Origin of the sequence: Streptomyces sp. SCUT-3 (assembly GCF_014083985.1) — a bacterium.
Taxonomy (GTDB): Bacteria; Actinomycetota; Actinomycetes; order Streptomycetales; family Streptomycetaceae; genus Streptomyces_H; species Streptomyces_H thermolineatus.
The window spans coordinates 3,804,103-3,823,505 of the sequence record NZ_CP046907.1; the positions used below are offsets into that span (position 1 = coordinate 3,804,103).

The 19,403-nt window shown below is 73.2% G+C and carries 16 protein-coding genes; 11 read left to right on the top strand and 5 right to left on the bottom strand.

Going from position 1 to position 19,403, the window contains the following annotated elements; translation table 11 throughout:
* Position 1: 1 nt before the first annotated feature.
* The 4 genes from GQS52_RS16905 to GQS52_RS16920 are packed head-to-tail and all read right to left on the bottom strand — an operon-like array spanning position 2 to position 4,634.
* A complete protein-coding gene (locus tag GQS52_RS16905; RefSeq protein WP_182314224.1) occupies positions 2-1,699 on the bottom strand; it encodes an amino acid adenylation domain-containing protein in 1,698 nt (565 codons plus the stop codon).
* The gene (sbnB, locus tag GQS52_RS16910) at positions 1,696-2,757 is read right to left on the bottom strand and encodes a 2,3-diaminopropionate biosynthesis protein SbnB (protein WP_182314225.1); all 1,062 of its coding nucleotides are present in this window, start codon (positions 2,755-2,757) and stop codon (positions 1,696-1,698) included. Before sbnB ends, GQS52_RS16905 begins: the two co-directional genes overlap by 4 nt.
* Positions 2,750-3,724 (bottom strand): 2,3-diaminopropionate biosynthesis protein SbnA, encoded by a 975-nt coding sequence (sbnA, locus tag GQS52_RS16915; RefSeq protein ID WP_182314226.1) that lies wholly within the window; start codon positions 3,722-3,724, stop codon positions 2,750-2,752. The genes sbnB and sbnA overlap by 8 nt, the downstream gene beginning before the upstream one ends.
* Positions 3,725-3,773: 49 nt before the next feature.
* Entirely contained in the window at positions 3,774-4,634 is an 861-nt protein-coding gene (locus tag GQS52_RS16920) for an isocitrate lyase/phosphoenolpyruvate mutase family protein (RefSeq protein ID WP_182314227.1), read from the bottom strand.
* 260 nt (positions 4,635-4,894) lie between these two features.
* Here GQS52_RS16920 and GQS52_RS16925 point away from each other — a divergent pair, with 260 nt between their 5' ends.
* The 11 genes from GQS52_RS16925 to GQS52_RS16970 all read left to right on the top strand — a co-directional run bounded on the left by GQS52_RS16925 (position 4,895) and on the right by GQS52_RS16970 (position 17,613).
* Entirely contained in the window at positions 4,895-5,866 is a 972-nt protein-coding gene (locus GQS52_RS16925; protein ID WP_182314228.1) for a TauD/TfdA family dioxygenase, read from the top strand.
* A gap of 48 nt (positions 5,867-5,914) precedes the next feature.
* A complete protein-coding gene (locus GQS52_RS16930; protein ID WP_182314229.1) occupies positions 5,915-7,288 on the top strand; it encodes a TldD/PmbA family protein in 1,374 nt (457 codons plus the stop codon).
* On the top strand, positions 7,285-8,646 hold the full coding sequence (locus GQS52_RS16935) for a metallopeptidase TldD-related protein (protein WP_182314230.1): 1,362 nt from the start codon (positions 7,285-7,287) through the stop codon (positions 8,644-8,646). Before GQS52_RS16930 ends, GQS52_RS16935 begins: the two co-directional genes overlap by 4 nt.
* Positions 8,643-9,902, top strand: a complete 1,260-nt coding sequence (locus tag GQS52_RS16940; RefSeq protein WP_182314231.1) for an MFS transporter — start codon at positions 8,643-8,645, stop codon at positions 9,900-9,902. The genes GQS52_RS16935 and GQS52_RS16940 overlap by 4 nt, the downstream gene beginning before the upstream one ends.
* Positions 9,903-9,931: 29 nt before the next feature.
* The gene (locus GQS52_RS16945; RefSeq protein ID WP_182314232.1) at positions 9,932-11,212 is read left to right on the top strand and encodes an ATP-grasp domain-containing protein; all 1,281 of its coding nucleotides are present in this window, start codon (positions 9,932-9,934) and stop codon (positions 11,210-11,212) included.
* 4 nt (positions 11,213-11,216) lie between these two features.
* Positions 11,217-12,731 (top strand): condensation domain-containing protein, encoded by a 1,515-nt coding sequence (locus GQS52_RS16950; protein ID WP_182314233.1) that lies wholly within the window; start codon positions 11,217-11,219, stop codon positions 12,729-12,731.
* 33 nt (positions 12,732-12,764) lie between these two features.
* Positions 12,765-14,015: an ATP-grasp domain-containing protein gene (locus GQS52_RS16955; protein ID WP_182314234.1), complete on the top strand. Its 1,251-nt coding sequence runs from the start codon at positions 12,765-12,767 to the stop codon at positions 14,013-14,015.
* Between the two features lie 53 nt (positions 14,016-14,068).
* A complete protein-coding gene (locus tag GQS52_RS16960) occupies positions 14,069-15,307 on the top strand; it encodes an ATP-grasp domain-containing protein (RefSeq protein WP_182314235.1) in 1,239 nt (412 codons plus the stop codon).
* A gap of 3 nt (positions 15,308-15,310) precedes the next feature.
* The gene (locus GQS52_RS16965; protein ID WP_182314236.1) at positions 15,311-15,940 is read left to right on the top strand and encodes an MSMEG_1061 family FMN-dependent PPOX-type flavoprotein; all 630 of its coding nucleotides are present in this window, start codon (positions 15,311-15,313) and stop codon (positions 15,938-15,940) included.
* A gap of 142 nt (positions 15,941-16,082) precedes the next feature.
* The gene (locus tag GQS52_RS27910) at positions 16,083-16,217 is read left to right on the top strand and encodes a hypothetical protein (RefSeq protein ID WP_259370825.1); all 135 of its coding nucleotides are present in this window, start codon (positions 16,083-16,085) and stop codon (positions 16,215-16,217) included.
* Between the two features lie 160 nt (positions 16,218-16,377).
* Positions 16,378-17,613 carry a helix-turn-helix transcriptional regulator gene (locus tag GQS52_RS16970; RefSeq protein ID WP_182314237.1) on the top strand — a complete coding sequence of 412 codons (1,236 nt, stop codon included), beginning with the start codon at positions 16,378-16,380 and terminating at the stop codon, positions 17,611-17,613.
* A gap of 59 nt (positions 17,614-17,672) precedes the next feature.
* Here GQS52_RS16970 and GQS52_RS16975 read toward each other — a convergent pair whose 3' ends face one another.
* The gene (locus GQS52_RS16975; protein WP_182314238.1) at positions 17,673-19,235 is read right to left on the bottom strand and encodes an LCP family protein; all 1,563 of its coding nucleotides are present in this window, start codon (positions 19,233-19,235) and stop codon (positions 17,673-17,675) included.
* Positions 19,236-19,403 lie beyond the last annotated feature (168 nt).

Here is a 19,403-nt window from a genome sequence, read left to right on the forward strand (position 1 = left end):
GTCACACCTCTGCAGGGGACGTGCCGTCCTGCGCGAGTCGTCGCAGCGCACGGTGGTCGGTCTTGCCGTTGGGGGTCAGGGGGAGCGCGTCCAGCTCGGTGAGCCGGCGCGGCACCATCGCCTCGGGGAGGGAGTCGGCCAGGTGGGCGAGGAGCTCCTCGGGGGTCACGGGTCCGCGGACCGTGTAGTGGGCGGCGAGAACGGGGCGTCCGTCGACGACGGGCACGGTGACGGCCGCACGGTCGACGGCCGGGTGGCGCAGCAGCACGGCCTCGACCTCGTCGAGCTCCATGCGCACGCCCGCGATCTTGACCTGGCGGTCGACCCGGCCGAGGTAGAGCACGACGCCCTCCTCGAAGCGGGCGAGGTCGCCCGTGCGGTAGAGCCGGCCGGTGGGCGAGTCCGGGTCCAGGGTGTCGGTGAAGAACGCGCGGGCATTGTTGTCGGGGTCGTTGACGTAGCCGAGTCCGACGACGACGCCGCCGACGAAGAGCTCCCCGGCCTCGCCGGGCCCGGCGGCCCGCCACGGGCCCCCGTCCTCCTCCTGCACCAGCAGGTAGAGCCGGGCGTTGGCGACGGGCCCGCCGACGGGCAGCCGCGGCCGGGCGGTGTCGGCGGCGGTCACCTCGTGGTGGGTGACGTCGTCGGAGCACTCGGTGGGCCCGTAGGCGTTCAGCAGGCGCACGTGGGGGAGGGCCGCGAGGGCGCGGGCGGCGAGCTCGGGGCGGAGCTCCTCGCCGGTGGAGATCAGCCGGCGCAGGGAGGGGAGCACCGGGCCCCGCCGCTCGGCCTCGCCGACGAGCCAGCCGACGACGGTGGGGACGAGCTCGACCACGGTGACGCCGGTGCGCTCCAGGACGGTCCTCACGCGGCGCGGGAAGTCGAGGTCCTGCTGCTGTACGACCACGACGGCACCGCCGACGAGGAGGGGGGCGAGCATCTGCCAGACGGAGATGTCGAAGACCAGGGGTGCGGTGAACGCCAGCCGGTCGTCGGCGGTGAGCTCCAGGTCGGCGACCTTGGCCCACAGGTGGTTGACCATGCCGCGGTGCTCGACGGCCGCGCCCTTGGGGCGCCCGGTGGTGCCCGAGGTGAAGATGCAGTACCGGGCCTCCGAGGACTGGTCGCGGCCGTCGGGGGTGTACGGGGCGACGGCGGCGTCCGGTCCCGGGGCGGCGACGACGGTGGTGCCGAGCCCGGCGGCCGCCTTGACGGCGGTCTCCCCGCCGTGACCGCCGTCAAGGCCGCCGGAGTTGTCGAGCAGGAACCCGGCCGCGCTGCGCCGGAGGACCTCGGTGACCCGCTGGGCCGGCCAGTCGGTGGCGACGGGCAGGTAGACGGCCCCGAGCCCTTCGAGGGCGAGGAAGGCGGCGATCGTGTCCGCGCAGCGGTTGCCGACGACGGCCACGACGCTGCCGGCGCCGCAGCCGGCCGAGGCGAGGGCGGCCCGGAACCGTGCGGCGCGGGTCAGCAGCCCGGGGTAGGTGAGGGTGGTGTCGCCGTCGACGACGGCGGGCGCGTCCGGGGTGGCGGCGGCGAAGCGCGCGACGTGGTGGAGGACGCCGGAGGCGGTGTCGAACTCCGCGGACCGGCCGAGGGAGAGCGCGGTGGCGCGGGCCGCGGCGCCCTCCGCGAGCGGCAGCGGGGCGAAGGCCGGCACGGCGGGGGCCGGGGAGGCGGCGGCGGGCCGGGGGGTCATGACGCCCCCGCGCTCTGGTGGCGGTCCAGCTCGTGGAAGAAGCCGTCGACGGCGACGGCCTCCCCGGCGGCGACGGCCGTCCGGTGGACGTGGGCGCCGACGACGAGGTCGAGGATGCCGAGTCCGAAGGGGGAGAACACCACGGTCCGGTCTGCGGGGGCGGTGAGGCCGCCGGTGAGCACGTCGTACAGCGTGCCGTGCAGGAAGTCCCTGTTTCCGGTGCGCTGTTCGGCCAGGTGCACCGAGGTGTCGGCCTTCAGCACGTGCTCGACGTCGTCGACGATGTTGACGCTGTCCAGGATGACGTCGGTGCCCAGGTCGCGCAGCGAGACGTGGAGGACCAGCGGGTTGTGGGAGAACCAGTCCGGGTCGTTCACGTGGGGCACGGCGGCGGTGGTGGCGAAGACGACCAGGTCGCAGGAGCGGACGAGGTCCTCGGCGGAGGTGTGGACGCGGACCGGCCGACCGGTGGGCTCCAGGACCTGCCGGGCGAAGGAGGAGGCGTAGTCGCCGCTCAGGTCGAAGGCGTGGTACTCGTCCACGTCCCAGGCGAGTTCGGCCAGGTACTCCTGGATGAACCGGGCGATCAGGCCGGTGCCGAAGAAACCGATGCGGCGGGGTGTGCTGCCGCGCCCGGCGGCGATCCGGCGGGCCGCGGCGGCGGCCGACGCGGCGGTGCGCACCGCGCTGATGATGGACCCCTCCAGGCAGGCGTAGGGGTAGCCGGTGGCCGGGTCGTTGAGCAGCAGGACGGCCGAGGCGCGCGGGATGCCCCGCTCCAGGTTGGAGGGGAAGCTGGAGATCCACTTGATGCCGTCCACGCCGTCGGCGTCGTCCGTCCCGCCGACCGAGGCCGGCAGGGCGATGATCCGGGCGGTGGGCCGGTCGGGGAACCGCAGGAAGTACGAGGGCGGGTTGACGGTGCCGCCCTCGCCGTGGCGCCGGTAGGCGTCCTCCACCAGGTCGACGACCTCGGCCCGGCGCCCCTCGAGGCTGCGGTGCACCGCAGCGCCGGGTACGACGGAGAACCGCGGGGGCCCGCCCTGCTGCTCAGCCATTGCTCTCTTCCTGTTCCTTGTCGAGGTCGCCGTAGGTGCTGCGCACCCAGGCGTCGTCGTAGACCGTTTCGATGTAGCGGTCGCCCATGTCGGCGGAGATGGCCACCGAGGTGAGGGTGGAGCCGGGGTCGTGCTGCTCCAGCCAGCGGGCGGCGCCGCTGACGACGGTTCCGGTGGAGCCGCCCAGGAGGAACCCGTGCCGGGCGAGACGACGGCACATCCGCACGGTGTCGTGCTCGTGGACCCGGACCACCTGGTCCACCCGGGCGGCCTCGATCAGGGGCATCGGCTCGCTGGCGCCGAGGCCCGGCAGGTAGCGGGGGCCGGAGGGCATGCCGAAGTTGACCGAGCCCACGGTGTCCACCGCGACGATCCGCACGCCGGGGCGGTTGTCCCGGAACCACCGGGCGCAGCCGGTGAGGGTGCCGCCGGTGCCGGCGCCGATGAACAGCACGTCGAGACCGGGGAACCGCTTGGCGATCAGCGGCGCGGTGTTCTCGTAGTGGGCCAGCCAGTTGGCGGGGTTCTCGTACTGGTTGAGCCACACGTAGCCGGAGTTGCGGGAGCACAGCTCACGGACGAGTGCCTTGCGGGCGGTCAGGTAGCTGCCGTCCGCGTCGGGCCGGTCGACGACGACGACCTCGCTGCCGAGGGCCCGCATGAGCTTGACGGTCGCGGGGTTGCACTTGGGGTCGGTGACACAGACGAACCGCAGGGAGCGGGCGGCCGCGACCACGCTGAGCGCCACTCCGAGGTTTCCGGAGGACGATTCGACGAGGGTGGAGTGCTCGTCGACCAGGCCGTTCCGGACGGCCGACGTGATCATGGAGGTGGCGGCCCTGAGCTTCACAGAGCCGGCGAAGTTGAAACCCTCGCACTTGAGGTGCAACGGGATGCGGAGCGTGTGTCCGAGGTCGACGTAGACGTCGCTGTCGAACAGTTCGTCCGCTGTGGAGATGATGGCCAAGAGTCGTTTCCGCTTCTTTCGTCCCGCCCCCTACGGTCCGTCCCGGCGATCAGACGTCGAGCTTCTGCCATGCCTCCAGGCGCTGCAGGGCGAAGATGTCCTGGACGGAGGCGATGGAGTTCTCGACCGCCGTGGAGTCGCCGGTCTCGTAGACGGAGCGGTAGGTCTCGCGCAGCGCGCTGACGGTGGCGCGCAGCCCCTGGTTGGCGTAGATGACCACGGAGACGCCGGCCTGCTTGATCTCGTCGATGTGCCAGTTCGGATAGGTCGTCGGCACGATGACCACCGGGCAGCGGAAGTCCCAGCCCTCCAGGAACCCGACGATCTGGTCGCGGGTCTTCGTCTTGGAGTGGACGAGGACCGCGTCCGCGCCGGCGTCGGCGTAGGCGCGGCAGCGTTCGAGGGCCGCTTCGACGTCGAGCCCGCTGATGAGGGCCTCGGTGCGGGCGATGACGAACATCTCCCGGGTGGCCTGGGCCCCCTTGGCGATGCGGATCTTGTCGACGAACTCCTTGGTGCCGAGAAGGGTCTGACCGCCTGCGACGAAGCTGTTCATCTTGGGGAACAGCTTGTCCTCGATGCAGATCGCGGTGATGCCGGCCGCCTCGAACTCGTGGACCATGTGCGCCACGTTGAGGTTGCCGCCGTATCCGGTGTCGCAGTCGGCGACGACCGGGATCCGCAGCGCTTTTTGGATGTTGGCAGCCGCCTCGAGGTACTCGGTCATGCTCAGGATGCTCGCGTCGGGCAGAGCGCGTGACGCCGACACCTCGAGGCTGGACGACCAGACGGCCTGGAATCCGGCCTCCTCTGCGAGCAGCCCTCCGAGGGCGTGGTTGGCACCCGCCACACGAACAATTTCGTTCTCGGCCAGAACAGAGCGAAATGAAGGATAGGTGGACCGCTGCACGCCTGAGACTCCTGAATCGTTCGATGTGGTGGATCGAATCGCGATCTGCGCCGTTCTGGGAATTGCTGTAGCAATTAATAGGCAATTCTTTGCCCGGTCTTCAGTTGCCTTTAATCGGGCTTGTAGCCGGACGGCATGGGAGTGAAGGTAGGGCGGCGGCCCAGAGATGTCAACAGTCTTGTCAACGACTTGCCTACATGGTGCAATGCTTGCCGGGCCCGCCGTGGGTCACCGGGAATCCCAGAGAGGAACAGCAGAGAATGAGCACCACGCTCGTACCCGCGCACCCCCGCACCCTGGAGGTTCCGACAGAGGCTTTCCACACCTTCTCCGAGCAGGCGCAGCGCGAGGTCGCCGCCTACGTCGCCCGGCTCGACCGGGACTTCCCCACGGGCCGCGTCGACGCGATCGACGTCGACCTCGGCGCCGTCCCGCTCTTCACGGCGGAGGTCGACGCCGTCCGCCACGTCGTCGACGACACCGTGCACTTCATCGTGTACGACCGCGTCGCCGGCGTGGACAGTCTCCGGGGACAGGCGCTGTACGCCTGGGTCCTCGGCACCGCCCTCGGCCGGCCCATGGTCCAGAACACCGACGGCTGGCGGCTGATCGAGGTCTACGACCGGGGCGTCCGCAGGACCATCGAGGACGGCGCCCGCTACCACCAGACCAAGCAGGGCTCGTACATGCACAACGACGCCGTCAACGACGTCGACCCCATCGACTACCTGCTGCTGTCCTGCGGCCAGTCCGCCTACATCGGCGGCGAGAGCATCCTCGTGGACGCCAAGCCCGTCCACGAGGTCCTGGAGCGGCACCCGGACGTCCTCGCCGTCCTCACCCAGGACTTCTGGTTCGAGAAGCGCGGCATGTCGCTGTCGGAGGAGACCGGCTTCTTCCGCTCGCCGATCATCCGCTACACCGCGGACGGCGAACCCCTGGTCCGCTACTTCCGCACCTACATCGAGGTCGCCCACGACAAGGTCGGCGAGCCCGTCACCGACGAGCAGCGTGCCGCGCTCGACTTCTTCGACGCCGTGCTCGACCAGTCCTCGGTGCAGTACCGCGTCCGCCTGGAGCGCGGGCAGACCCTGGTCTCCGCCGACGACCGCTTCCTCCACACGCGCACGGCGTTCTACGACCGCTTCCCGCCCCGCGAGATCGACATGGCCGGCGACCGGACGGACGAGGTCAACCGCTACATGTTCCGGATGTGGTCCACCAAGGCCTGACGGCCCCCCGCCGCGCCCGAACATCCCGAATTGCCAAGGAGACCAACGATGCACCCGCGTGAGGCCCTCCGGGCGGTGGGCCACGACCTGGCCGCCGAGCTCCGGCGGAACCGCCCGAAGGACCAGTTGGCCGCGTCCGGCGAGGTGCAGGCCTGGCACCGCACCAGCGGCCGGCTCGCCGAGGGCCGCGTCAGCGACATCAGCGTGCAGTGGGGACAGGCCACCGCGGCGCGGTACGTCACGCGCGAGACGTTCCTGCACCGCTCCGTCTCCGGCTTCGACCCGTCCGTGGCCCGGACCGCCGCCGGGGGCGGCGGCACCGCCCCGGACGGCTCCCGGGCCGCCGGCGCCGGCCTCCACGACCCCGGGCCCGGCCGGGCCCCCGCCTGGACCGAACCTGGTGCGGCACTCACCGCCCTGCGCGAACTCGAGCAGGCCGCCCGCGACTTCGACCCCACCGTCGCCCAGGTCGTCATCGACTTCGAACTCGCCGAACAGGACCTCTGCCTCGTCGACTCCGAGGGCCTCGTGCACGACGAGACCCGGCTGCTCAGCTACCTCACGGTCCGCGTCATCGCCCGCAAGGGCGGCCGCGTCGCCACCGGCTTCTACACCCCCGGCGTCAGCGGCCCCCTCTCCGGCATCGACATGCGTGCCGCCGGGGCCGAGGTCGCCCGCCGCGCCGTCACTGGCCTGGCGGCCCGGCCCGCCCCCGTCGGCCGGATGCCCGTCGTCGTCGCCGGCGGCCGCGGCATGGTCCTGCTCCACGAGGCGTGCTGCCACCCGCTGGAGGGCGACGAGGTGCTGCGCGGCTCCGTCTACGCCGGACGGATGGGCGAGACCATCGCCTCCCCGCTGGTCACCCTCAGGGACGACCCCACCGTCCCGGGCGCCGTCGGCTCGTACGCCTACGACGACGAAGGGGTGCGTGCCACCCCCACCACCCTGATCGAGGACGGCGTCCTCACCGGCTGGCTCACCGACCAGGAGTCCGCTGCGCGGCTGGGCCTCGCACCGAGCGGCAACGGCCGCTGCACCACGGCCCTCCAGCCGCCCCAGCCGCGCATGACCAACACCTGTCTCGCCGCCGGCACCTCCACCGTCGACGAGATCATCGCCTCCACCGAGTACGGCATCTACGCCGAACACGTCGGCGGCGGCGAAGTCATCGAATCCACCGGCGAGTTCACCTTCCGGGTGACCAACGGCCATCTGATCGAGAACGGGCGGGTCACCGACCCCGTCGAGGAGACCACCATCACGGGAACGGGAACACAGGTGCTGAGGGACATCGACGCCGTCGCCGACGACAGCACGGTGGGCGCGGCCAAGTGCGGCAAGTTCGGCCAGTGGGTGACGGTCGGCGTCGTCGGACCGACTCTCCGGGTCGGCTCCCTCCTGGTGGGAGGCACGAACCGATGACCGCCTCCCGGGAACACACCGCCGGCGTCGGGACGAGGACCTGCGCGAGCGAGGTCCTCCTCGCCGAGGCCGCACGGCACGGCGCCGACGCCGAGGTCTGGACCGCCCGGCACGAGACCGACGAACTCGTCTGCCGCGCCGGGACCGTCGAACGCCGCAGCGAGGTCTCCTCCGGCGCCACCGCGCTGACCGTGTGGGCCGAGGGCAACGAGGGCTACGCCGTCCGCAACGCCCCCGGCGCCACCGACCCCGCCCTGGTCACCACCGCCCTCGACGTCGGCCGCGTCCTCGCCGCCGGGAACGCGGTCCCCGCCCCCCGGGCGGACCGCGCCCCCCGCACCCCCGCGGCGGCCCCCCCGCCCCGGATCGGCGCCGACGCCGCCGAACGCCTGCGCGCCCTCACCGGGGGCGCCGGCGACCTGGAGGTCGAGCTGCGGGCCCGTGCCGACCGCACCCGCGTCCGGCTCCACCGCGCGGGCACCGGCCCCGCCGAGTACGACACCGGCGTCGCGCAGCTCTTCGTCCGGATCACCGCCCGCGGAGAGGGCACCGGCTACATCGGCCACCAGCTCTTCGGCCGCACCGTGGAGGAACTCCTCGACGAAGCCGAGCGCACCGAACTGCCCGGACTCACCTCCCTCGCCCGGGTCCTCGCCTCCCGGCCCGCCACCGCCCTGGACCACGACGACCTGCTCGTCGACGGCCGGGTGCTCTCCCGGCTGCTCACCCTCGTCGCCCCCGCGTTCCTCCTCGACTCCGTCCTCGAGGGCCGCTCGCCGCTGAAGGACCGCGTCGGCGAACGCGTCGCCTCACCCGGTGTCACGCTCCTCGACGACCCCACGTCCGCGGACTGCCCGCTCCCCACCCCCTGGGACGGGGAGGGGACCCCCACCGGCCCCACCGTGCTCGTCGAGGACGGCATCCTGCGCGGCTTCCTCTCCTCCCGCCGCACCGCCGCCGCGGCGGGCGCGCCCGCCACCGGCTCCGCCCACCGCGGCGCCAACGGGGAGATGCCGACCGTCCAGCCCGGCCACCTCCTGCTGAGCCACACCGACGACCTGGGCACCGAGGTCCGCCCCGGCCGCACCGTGCTCCACGTGGTCCAGGCCAACGGCGCCCACACCTCCAACCCCATCACCGGGGACTTCTCCATCGGCGCCAACGCCGTGCTCGTCGCCCCCGACGGCACCCGGCGCAACGCAGGCAACACCACCCTCGCCGGCAACGTCTTCGAACTGCTCCGCTCCATCGACGGACACGACGGCCGCGTCCGGGTGAACCGCAGCAACAACTCCTTCATAGCCGGCCCCGGCGTCTGGACCCGCAGCCTCACCGTCGGCCACCAGGACAGCGCATGAGCCTCCTGAAGAACCCCGAGTTCCGCCTGTTCTGGGGCGCGCAGACGGTCAGCATGGTCGGCACCAACATGACCAGGGTCGCCATCCCGCTCCTCGCGGCCGGCACCCTGTCCGCCACCCCGTTCCAGATGGGGCTGCTCCAGGCCGCGCAGACGGTGGCCTTCCTCCTCGTGGGCCTGCCCGCGGGCGTCTTCGTCGACCGGTCGCGGCGCCGCCCGATCCTCATCGTCTGCGACCTGCTGCGGGCCCTGCTGATGGCGGTGATCGTCCTCGGCTTCGTCCTCGACCTGGTCACGTTCCACGCCCTGCTCGCAGTGACGCTCCTCGTCGGCCTCGCCACCGCGTTCTTCGAGATCGCCTACCAGTCGTACATCCCCGTCGTCGTCGGCAGGAACAACCTGGTCGAGGGCAACGCCCGGCTGGAGAGCACCAACGCGGTCTCCCGGCTGGCCGGCCCCACCCTCGGCGGCGGGCTGGTCCAGCTCGCCGGCGCCGTCGCCACCGTCTCCGTCCAGGCCGCCACCCACGTCGTGTCCGCGTTCCTGCTCTCCCGCATCCGCACGCCCGAGGCGGTCCCGGAGCGCACCGAGCGGCGCCGCATGGGCGCCGAGATCCGCGAGGGCCTCCGGTTCGTCCTGCGCGAACCGGTCTTCCGGGCCATCACCGGCTCCGCCGCCACCTACAACTTCTTCTACGCGGTCTCCCTGCCGCTGGTGATGCTGCTGCTGGTCGACGAGATGGGGCTGTCCGGCACCGCCGTCGGCGTCCTGATGGCCGTCAGCGGCGTCGGCGGGGTGCTCGGAGCCTCCTTCGCCGACCGCCTGGGCCGCCGGTTCGGCCAGGTGCGCATGATGTGGACCTCGTACCTGCTGACCGTGCCCACCGCGCTGCTCATCCCGTTCGCCGAGAGCGGCTGGCGGAGCCTGCTGTTCGCCGTGCCCTGGTTCGTCATGAGCTTCGGGATCGTCGTCTACAACGTCGGGCAGGTCAGCATCCGGCAGCAGCTGTGCCCGCCGGAGCTGCTCGGCCGGATGAACGCCAGCGTGCGCTTCCTCGTCTGGGGAATCCTGCCGCTCGGCTCGATCGCCGGCGGGGCCCTGGGCGAGTGGCTCGGGGTCCGCGGCGCCCTGCTCGTCGGCGGCATCGGCATGAGCGCGGGCGTCCTGTGGCTGGTCCTCTCCCGGCTGCGCCCCCTGCGTGACATCCCCGCACCCGAGGAGTCCCCGTCGGCGGACGGCACTCCCCTGCGCGCCTGAGACGTGCCCCACCCTCCTGGAACGACCGAATGGAGTACCCAGTGTCCCCCCGTTACGTAGTGTTCATCGACTCCCCGTGGACCGGCGCCGGCCAGGACTGCGCACGCTTCCTGCTGGAGCAGGGCATCACGCCGGTCATCCTGGCCGCCGAACCGGAGCACCTGCACCCCTCGCTGCTCCACGACTACGCCGAACTCGGTGTGGAGATCCGCGCCTGCGACGTCGACTCCGCCGACGCGATCGTGGCCTTCTGCGAGGAGCTCGCCACCAGGGGCGAGCTCGTGGGCGTCACCTCCGTCTACGAGTACTACTGCGACATGGGCGCCCGCGTCGCCGCCCGGCTGGGCCTGGCCGGCCCCGATCCGGCCGCCGCCGCCGTCTGCCGCTCCAAGTCCGCCATGCGCGAGGCGATGGCCGGCGTGCCCGGCCTCAACCCGCTGTTCCGGGTCGCCGGAACGCCGGAGGCCGCCGCGGCCGCCGCCGAGGAGATCGGCTACCCCGTCGTCGTCAAGCCGCTCGACCTCACCGGGAGCCTGTTCGTCCGCCGCTGCGAGAACGCGGAGGACGTCACCGCCATCACCGCGGAGGTCATGCGGCTCGGCGAGTACCTCGGCCACACGGTCACCCCGAAGGTGATCGTCGAGGAGTGCGTCCCGGGTGCCGAGTACTCCGCGGAGATCATGCACGGCAAGGTCCTCGGCCTGACCGAGAAGATCGGCAGCGAGCCGCCGCTCTTCCTGGAGATGGGCCACGTCTTCCCGGCCTCCCTGCCCAGGGAGCAGGAGCGCCTGCTCGTCGAGAAGGCCGAACTCGCCGTCAAGGCCGTCGGCATCACCTGGGGCCCGTCCCACGTCGAACTCAGGCTCACCGCCGACGGCAAGGACGCCCGGGTGATCGAGGTCAACGGCCGCATCGCCGGGGACCGCATTCCCGAGGCCGTCCGCATCGCCAGCGGCGTCGACATGTGCCGCCTCCACATGACCGCGCTGCTCGGCGGCACGCCGGACCTGACGCTGAACGCCGACCGCACAGCCGCCATCCACTTCCTGATGCTCCGCTCCAGCGGCCACCTCGACGCGGTCGACGGGACGGAGGAGGCCCTCGCCCTCGACGGCGTCCACGAGGTGCACCTGCGGCCCGGCGTCCAGGCCGGCATCGACTACCGGGCCAACGGCTCCAACCGCGACCGGGCCGCCTGGATCATCGCCGAGGGCGCCGACCGCGAGCAGGCCCTGGCCCGCGCCCGCGCGGCCGGCGACATGCTGACCTTCACCTGGTCGCCCCTCGACGAGACCGCCCCGGAGGCGTAGGGCCGTGTCCCGCACCGCTTCCGCCACGGCGCCGTCCGCGCCCCCGGTCCGCACCGTCCCCGTGCACTTCTGCGCCGCCGGCCCTGTGCCGGCGGACGCGGGGGCGGACGGCGCGGTCGAAGTGCCGCTGACCTGGAGCCAGCAGTACTACCTGGCCGAGGTCGACGCCGCCCGGACCCACGGGCGGGGGCTCAACGTGCCCCGCCTGTACCGGCTGCGCGCGGGGACGACCGAGGACGACGCCGCCGCCGCGCTGCGCGGACTGGTCGAACGGTACGAGGTGCTGCGCAGCCGGATCGTCCGGGACGGGCCCGGCGGCGTGCGCCAGCGGGTGCACACCCGGGGCACCCTGCACCTCGCCGTCCACGAGGCGCCCGCTGCCGCCGGGGACCGTGCGCGGGCCGTCCTCGACGCGCTCGCCGCCCCGCCCCTGGACGTGACGGAGTGCTGGCCGCTGCGCGCGGCGCTCGTCACCGAGGGCGGCCGCGCGAGCCACCTCGCCCTGGCGTTCAGCCATGTCGCCGTGGACGCGTACGCGCTGGTCCCGGTCTCCGCGTACCTGGTCGAGCGGATCGCCGAGGCCGATCCGGTGGCCCGCACCGCCCCGGCCCCGGGCGGTCCGTCGCGCGGGCCGCGCGAACAGGCGGCCGCCGAGGCGTCCCCGGCGGGGGAGAGGGCCGCGCAGCGGGCCCTGCGCCTCGCCGAGGAGGCGTACCGCCGCACGCCGGGCGCCCCGCGGCCGGCGGGCGCCCCTCCGGCCGGGCCCCGGTACCGGTTCCTCCGCCGCCGCTCGCCCGCCCTGGACCTCGCCGTCGGCGCCGTCGCAGCCCGCACCGGGGAGTCCCCGGCCACCGTCCTCGCGGCCGCCCTGGCCGCCCTCGACGCGACCAGGGCCGCTCCCGTACCGGGTGACGGCACGGCCGCCACCCGGTACGGGACGGTGCAGCTGATCTCGGCGAACCGGCTGCGGCCCGAGACCGCGGCGGCCGTTCTGCCGTTGTCCCAGCCCGTGCCCTGCTGCGTGGACACGGCCGGAGCCACCTTCCACGAACTGGTGCGCCGGACCGCGGCGGCCTCGCTGCGCGCCTTCCGGGCCGGCGGCTGCCCGCCCGACCGGCTGGCCGCGCTGCTCCGAGCCGTGGAGGAGGAGCGCGGAGTACGGCTGGACGCCGCCCCCACCCTCAACCATCGGCCGCGCTCCACGGCCCTGCCCGTCCGTCCGGCGACGGCCGCGGAACTCGCGGACGCCGCGGCGGGGGCCGTGACGGAGGAGGCCGACGCCGATCCGTGGCGGGCCGGCCACTACCTCAGCGCCGACGTGGACGCCTTCGGCATCCGGCTGCTCCTGCAGGTCGACACCGCGGTCCACCCACCGGGGTGGGCCGAGCGGTGGACGGACGCCCTCGAACGGCTGCTGTGCGCGGCGGCACTGGACGCGGACTGCCCGGCGCTGCCGGAACCGCCCTGCCCGGCGCCGCCGGACGCGAACCCGCCGGGCCCGGACCTCCCGGCGGGCTGACCCCGCCACGAGAAAGATTTGGGAGTACGAAAGATGGCAGACGATCAGCAGCGCACGGTCCTCCTGGTCGGGGCCGGGGTGATGGCGGAGGGGTACCTGCACGCGGCCCGGGCCATGGGGCTGCGGGTGGGAGTCGTGGAGACCCCCGCCCGGCACGCGGCGCTCGCGGACCGCTTCCCCTGCATCGTGGACTTCGAGCCCGTCGACGAGGCTGCCGCCGGCCGGGACGAGAGCTGGACGGCGCCCGCGGCGACGCTGGCGGCCCGGTTGCGGCCGGACGCCGTCTGGGCGTTCGCCGAGCCGCACGTCCTGGCCGCTGCGATGGTCCAGCACCGGCTGGGGCTGCCCGGTCCCGGGCTGGACGCCGCGGTCGTCTCCCGCAACAAGGCACTGCAGCGCGCCGAGTTCGGCCGCACGGGCCTGCCCCAGCCGGCCCACCGCCACACCCGGCGGCTGTCGGAGTCCACCGGCTGGGCCCTGGAGCGGCTGCCCGTCGTGGTCAAGCCGGTGTCCTCGCAGGGCAGCCAGGGCGTGGAGCGGATCGGAACCCCGGACGACTGGGCGGACGCGGTCGCCCGCCGGGACGCCGAGGGACCGCTGCTCGTCGAGCAGTACGTCGAGGGCCGGGAGTACAGCGTGGAGGCCCTGGTGCACCGGGGCCGGGTGCTGTTCACCAACCTGACCCGCAAGGAGACCACCGGCCCGCCGCACTTCGTGGAACTGCTCCACGAGGCGGGCCACGGAGCGGACCGCCCGGTGCTGCGCAAGGCGGCGGACGAGCTGTGCCGCGGTGTGGTGGCCGCGCTCGGCATGGTGACCGGCGTCGCCCACCTGGAGTTCCGGGCGGTCGCCGACGACGAGCCGGTGATCATGGAGGTGGCGGTCCGCACCCCGGGCGACCACATCATGGAACTCGTCGCCCGCGCGCACGGGTTCGACGTCTTCGGGGCGTGCCTGCGTCTCGCCCTGGGCGAGGAGCCGTCCGTGCCGGACGGCCACGGCCCGGTGCGCTCGGCGGGCAGCCTCTTCCTCTCGTCCCCGGGCACGGGCACACTTGCCGCACTCGACCTGTCCTCGTGGGCGGGCCGTCCGGAGGTGGCCCGGTACGACGCCAGGCTGGCGCCGGGTGCGCGGGTGCGTCCCGCCGAGGACTCGGGGGACCGGCTGGCGTGGGCGGTCCTGGACTGCGACTCCCCCGGCCGGATGCGGGAGCTGGCGCGGGAGCTGGCCGCCGGGGCCGTGGTGGAGCTCGCCGAGGACGCGGAGCCCGCCGCCGGCGTGTGAGACCCGCCTGCCCGGAGGACCGCACCACCGTACTTTCCATGTCAAGGAGCATCATGTCCCAACAGCACGTGCTGATCGTCGGCGGCCGGATCGAGAACATCCGCAAGGCGAAGGAGCAGGGCCTGGGCGTCGTCCACCTCCAGCAGCCCGACCAGTTCACCACCGAGCACGCCTCCCTGGTGGACGCGGCGCTGCTCGTGGACTACACCGACTGGTCGGTGACCGGTCCCCTGGTTGCCGCCGCGCACCGCGTCTACGGCTTCACGAGCGTGGCGACCACGACGGAGGCCGGTGTGGAGCCGGCCGGCCGGATCAGCGACCTGCTGGGCCTGGGCGGGGTCTCCCACGAGGTGACCCGCCTGCTGCGGGACAAGCTGAGCATGCGCCGGCACCTGGCCGCCGCGGCCCCGTCGATCTCGGTCGCCGCGGAGGAGGTCGGCGACCGCGGGAGCCTGGAGGCCTTCGGCGCGCGCCACGGGTACCCGTTCATCGTCAAGCCGGTCGACGGCATCGGCAGCCTGGGACTCCAGCTGGTCGAGTCGGCGGACCGGCTCGACGAGGTGTGGGAGACGATCGCCCGGCTGCGCCACTCGGACCACCAGTTCGCCCGTTTCTTCCCGCTGGAGCGCTTCCTCATGGAGGAGTACATCTCCGGTCCGGAGCTCAGCGTGGAGGCGTTCACCTTCGGGGGCCGCCACGTGGTGGCGGCCGTCACCGAGAAGCTGACGTACGACAACTTCGTGGAGCTCGGGCACGTGGTGCCGGCCCGGATCACCCCGGCGGACGAGGCGGCGGTCGTGGCGTGCGTGACCGAGTTCCTGGACGCGGTGGGGGTGGCGAGCGGTCCCAGCCACACGGAGGTGCGGCTGTCGGAGCGCGGGCCGCTGGTGATCGAGTCGCACAACCGGCCGGGGGGCGACCGGATCAGGGACCTGGTGGAGGAGGCGTACGGCTTCGACATCGAGAGGTACACGGTGGCCTGGCCCGGTGGGGGGCTGCCGGCCCTGGAGGAGCGGCCGGCCCCGCTGCGGGCGGCCGCCACCCGGTTCCTGGGGGCCGAGCCGGGCACGGTGACGGCGGTCGAGGGGCTGGAGGCGGCCAGGTCCCTGGCCGGAGTGCTCGACGTGGATCTGGCGGTGGAGCGGGGGAGCACGGTCCGCCCGCTGCGGTCGAGCTGGGACCGCCCGGGCCAGGTGATCGCCGTGGCCCCGGACGCGGACGCCGCGGTGGCGCTGTGCGAGAAGGCGTGCGCGACGGTCCGGATCAGCACGGCGCCCGACCCGGCGGAGTGACCCGTGGAGTACGAGGAGGTGACCACCGAGGAGGAACTGCGGGAGCTGGTCGGGCCGGCGAACCCCGTGGTGTTCCGCAAGGCGACGCCGGTTCTTCGCACGTACGAGAGCGAATGGATCCGGAACTCGCCTTTCTGCCTGATCGCGACCGCCGCGGCCGACGGGACGTGCGACGTCTCCCCGCGGGGCGATCCGCCGGGGTTCGTGCGCATTCTCGACGAGCGGACGCTCGCGGTGCCCGACCGGCCGGGAAACCGCCGGCTCGACACCTTGCGCAACGTGCTGCAGAACCCGAGGGTGGGAATGATCTTTTTGATTCCGGGGCGGGGCGACACGCTCCGGGTCAACGGCCGCGCGCGCCTGGTCCGCTCGGCCCCCTTTCTCGACGACATGACGGTCCGGGGGAACCGGCCGGGGCTGGCCCTCGTGGTGAGTGTCGAGGAGTGCTACTTCCACTGCGCCAAGTCGTTCATGAGGGCGAGGCTGTGGGACACGGACTCGTGGGCTCCGGAATCGGTTTCCTCGCGGGCCCGGATCGCCCGGGCGACGGAGTGGACCGAGGCCTCGCTGGAGTCCCTGGAGCGCCGCTACGGCCCCGAGTACGAACAGCGTCTTTATCCCGGGTCCCCCTGAGGAGTCGATGAAGATCCAGTGAAGCCGGTGTGTACGGGCCGAGAATTTTCTCCCTTGCCAACTCTTGTCAAATGTTCATCAGAATCGATATGTTGACACCGCTCCGCCGCAAGCGATCACTGAGTTCCGGCAAAGGATTTCCATGAAGAAGACCTTGGTTGCTCGTGCATTGGCTCTCGCCTTTTTCGCTCTTCTCCTCGCGGGGACGCTGCCGGCGGGCGCGGGGGAGGCGCGGACCGCTGCCATCGGCGCCGGCAGCATGATCGACTGGCCGTAGTCCGCCGCTCGCTCTTCGCTCGTTTCTGGAGTTGCGAGGCTCCCGGGGGTGCGGTTACCAACGCGAGTCAATCTTTGTCACAATGTGTCGGGGGAGCTAGAATAGCTCCCCCGACACATTGTGTGGAGCATTGGACGAAACCCTCGAAGACGGTGGTCGCATGCTGGAGCAACCTGGCTTTGGACGACGCCTGCGTCAACTGAGGCTGCAGCAGGGCAAGACCCAGGCGGAGCTGACCGGGCCGGGAATGTCCGCGGCGTACCTCTCCCGTCTGGAGTCGGGTGCCAGGTCTCCCACCCGGCGCGCCGTCGACTACCTCGCGGACCGCTTGGACGTCCCCGTCGAGAGCTTCACCGAGGACAGGGGGGACGACCTCTCGGACCTCGTCGCGACCCTGGCGTCCCGGCCGGACGGTGAGCGTGACGCCGAGATGCGCGACCTCCTCGCGGACGGACTCGAGCGGGCCGCGGACGCGGACTCCTCGACCCGCTGGCAGGCGTTGGCCCTGCTCGCCCAACTGCACTCCTCGTTCGGGGAGTTTCCCGAAGAGCGCAACGTCCTCGAGGAACTGGCCAAGCTCACCGAGGAACTGGCGCGTCCCGTGCTCCAGATCTACACGAAGCAGCGGGTGGCCCGGTGCGCCCGCAACCGCGGCGACATGGAGCTGGCCCGGCAGGCGGTCCGCGAGGCCCTGGAACTGGGCGAGCAGCACCGCGTCCGGGTCCCCGCCGCCGATCTGCTCCGCAGCCGGCTGCTCCTGGTCTCCGCGGAGGCGGAACTGGGCAACGTCGACGAGGCGAAGCGGCTCAGCCTCGACATCCTCGCCGCGCTGCCGTCCGAGCGGGGCGCCCTGACCGCCGAGGCGTACTGGACCGCCGCCACCGTGAGCACCCGCCAGGGCGATGCCGAGGGGGCGCGCCGGTACCTGGACAAGGCGATCGACGCCCTGGACAGCCGGGAGGACATCACCCTCTGGATGCGGCTCCGGCTGGGAGCGGCCTCGCTCTGCCTCCAGAGCCTGCCGCCGAGACTGGACCGGGCGCAGGAGCTGCTGTCGGTCGTCGAACCGGTACTGGACTTCGCCGGGCCGCCGCGGCACCGCCAGGAGTTCCTCTTCCTCCGGGCCCAGGTGGCCTTCCAGCAGGGTGACTCCGGCCGCGCGGCCGAGCTCGCGGAGGAGGCCGGGAAGTGCCTCCAGCTCTTCACGTACCGTGACCGGATCCGCTTCCGGATCCTCCGGGAGAGGCTGGCCGCCCGCTCCGGCGACATGCACGCGGTGACCCGGCTGAAGGAGCTCGCCACCGAGGTGCAGAGCACCCGGATGCCGGAACTCGTCGCCGAGGTGTGGCGGGCGGCGGCCGAGTGCGCCGCGGAGACCGTGCCGTCCACCCGCTGAGGGGACGCCGCGGTGGACGGCGCCACCGGGGCCCTCTCCCGCCCGGGGCGCGGCGGGCGTCACGGGTCGCAGAGCACCTGGTCGCCGGTGACCGCGCCCGTGCCGTTCGCACCGGCCCGGTTCAGGGGGTCCGCCGACCGGACGGTCCGCACCTTCCGCTGCGCGAAGTCGCTGCCGACGGTCACCAGCATCGTGGCGCCCCGGCCCTCGACCGGTTCCAGCCGGGCCCCGGGCAGCGCGGCGGCCAGCGACCGCACCGAGCGGTCCCAGCGGGGGTCGTAGCTGACGACGGTGTGGGTGACGTCGGTGCGCCCGGCGTTGCCCGCCGGGCCCGCGGTCAGGAAGCCGGTCGCGCGCAGCGCCCTGTGGGTGCGCGCGCCGAGGCCCGGGACGGCCGTGCCGTTGCGGACCTGCACGCGGACCGAGGCGGGGTCGACGTCGACCGGCACGCCCTCCCGCCGCTTCGGGGGCCGGCGGTCCGCGCGGTCCGCGAGGGGGCGGTCCTCGCGGACCGCGGCGAAGAGCTTTCGGGCCTCCTCCTCGTCCCACCGCACGGCGGAGCCGCCGCCGGGCACCTTCACCTCCTTGCCGGACAGGGGCACCGAGACGAACTCCGAGGAGCCCGGCTCCAGGTCCTTCATCGCCCGCCCGAGGAGGAGGAGGTCCCCGGCGGTGAGGCCCTCGTCGGCGCGGACGGAGTCCAGGAGGGTGCGGGCGAGCCGACCGAGCCGGACCGGATCGGTCAGGAAGCCGCTGCCGGCCGCCGTCTCCACGAGCTGGGCCAGGAAACGCTGCTGGCGGTGCATGCGGCCGAGGTCGGAGGAGCCGTCGAGGTGCCGGGCCCGCACGTACTGCAGGGCGCGGCCGCCGTCGAGGACGGTGGTGCCCGCGGGCAGGTCCAGTCCGGAGTGCGGGTCCTTCAGGGGGTGCGTGGTGCACACGGGGACGCCGCCGACGAGGTCCACGGTCTTCATGAAGCCGGTGAAGTCGACCTCGACGTAGTGGTCGATGCGCACCCCGGTCATCCTCTCCACGGTCCGCACGGTGAGGCCGGGGCCGCCGCGGGCGTAGGCGGCGTTGATCTTCCCCGCGCGGCCGGCCTGTCGGCCCGCCCGGCCCGCCCGGCCCGCCCGGCCCGTGGGCTCGACGCGGGGCGGCAGGTCGGCGTAGGAGTCGCGGGGGATGCTGACCACGCTGGTGCGGTCGCGGTCCGCGGACACGTGCACCAGCATGATCGTGTCGGTGCAGTTGCAGGGTTCGCCGCCCAGGCGCAGTTCCTTGCTCCGCGCGGGGTCCAGGCCGTCGCGCCCGTCGGTGCCGACGAGGAGGAAGTTCAGGCCGTCGTCGTCTCCGCCGCCGGGGCGGGCGGCCGTCCCGGCGAAGGGGTCGACCCGGTCGATGCTCGAGTCCAGCCGGTCCGCCAGGGACCAGCCGATCCCGCTGGTGGCCAGGACCGCCGCGGACAGGGCGAGGGCGCCGCGCGCCGCCCAACGGGGCCGGCGGCGGCCGTGCGGGCGGTTCCGAGCCCGCGGTACGGCCCGGTGGGCCGTGTCCGCCGCGGGGCGCCGGAGCGGCCGTGCGGGCTCGGGCGGGCGTGACGGCCGGGTGTTCGGGGACGGCATCAAGCACACCTCCGGGAGGGGGAGCCTGGGCCGGTCAGGCTAGGAGCGGCCGGTGGGCGCGGAGGGGTCCACACGCCGCCGTCCGGTCCCGGCCACACAGAAGGATGAACGTTTCTCCTCCGGTCTCTTCCTGTCCCCTCCGGCCTCTTCCGCCCCGCGCCGCCCGGC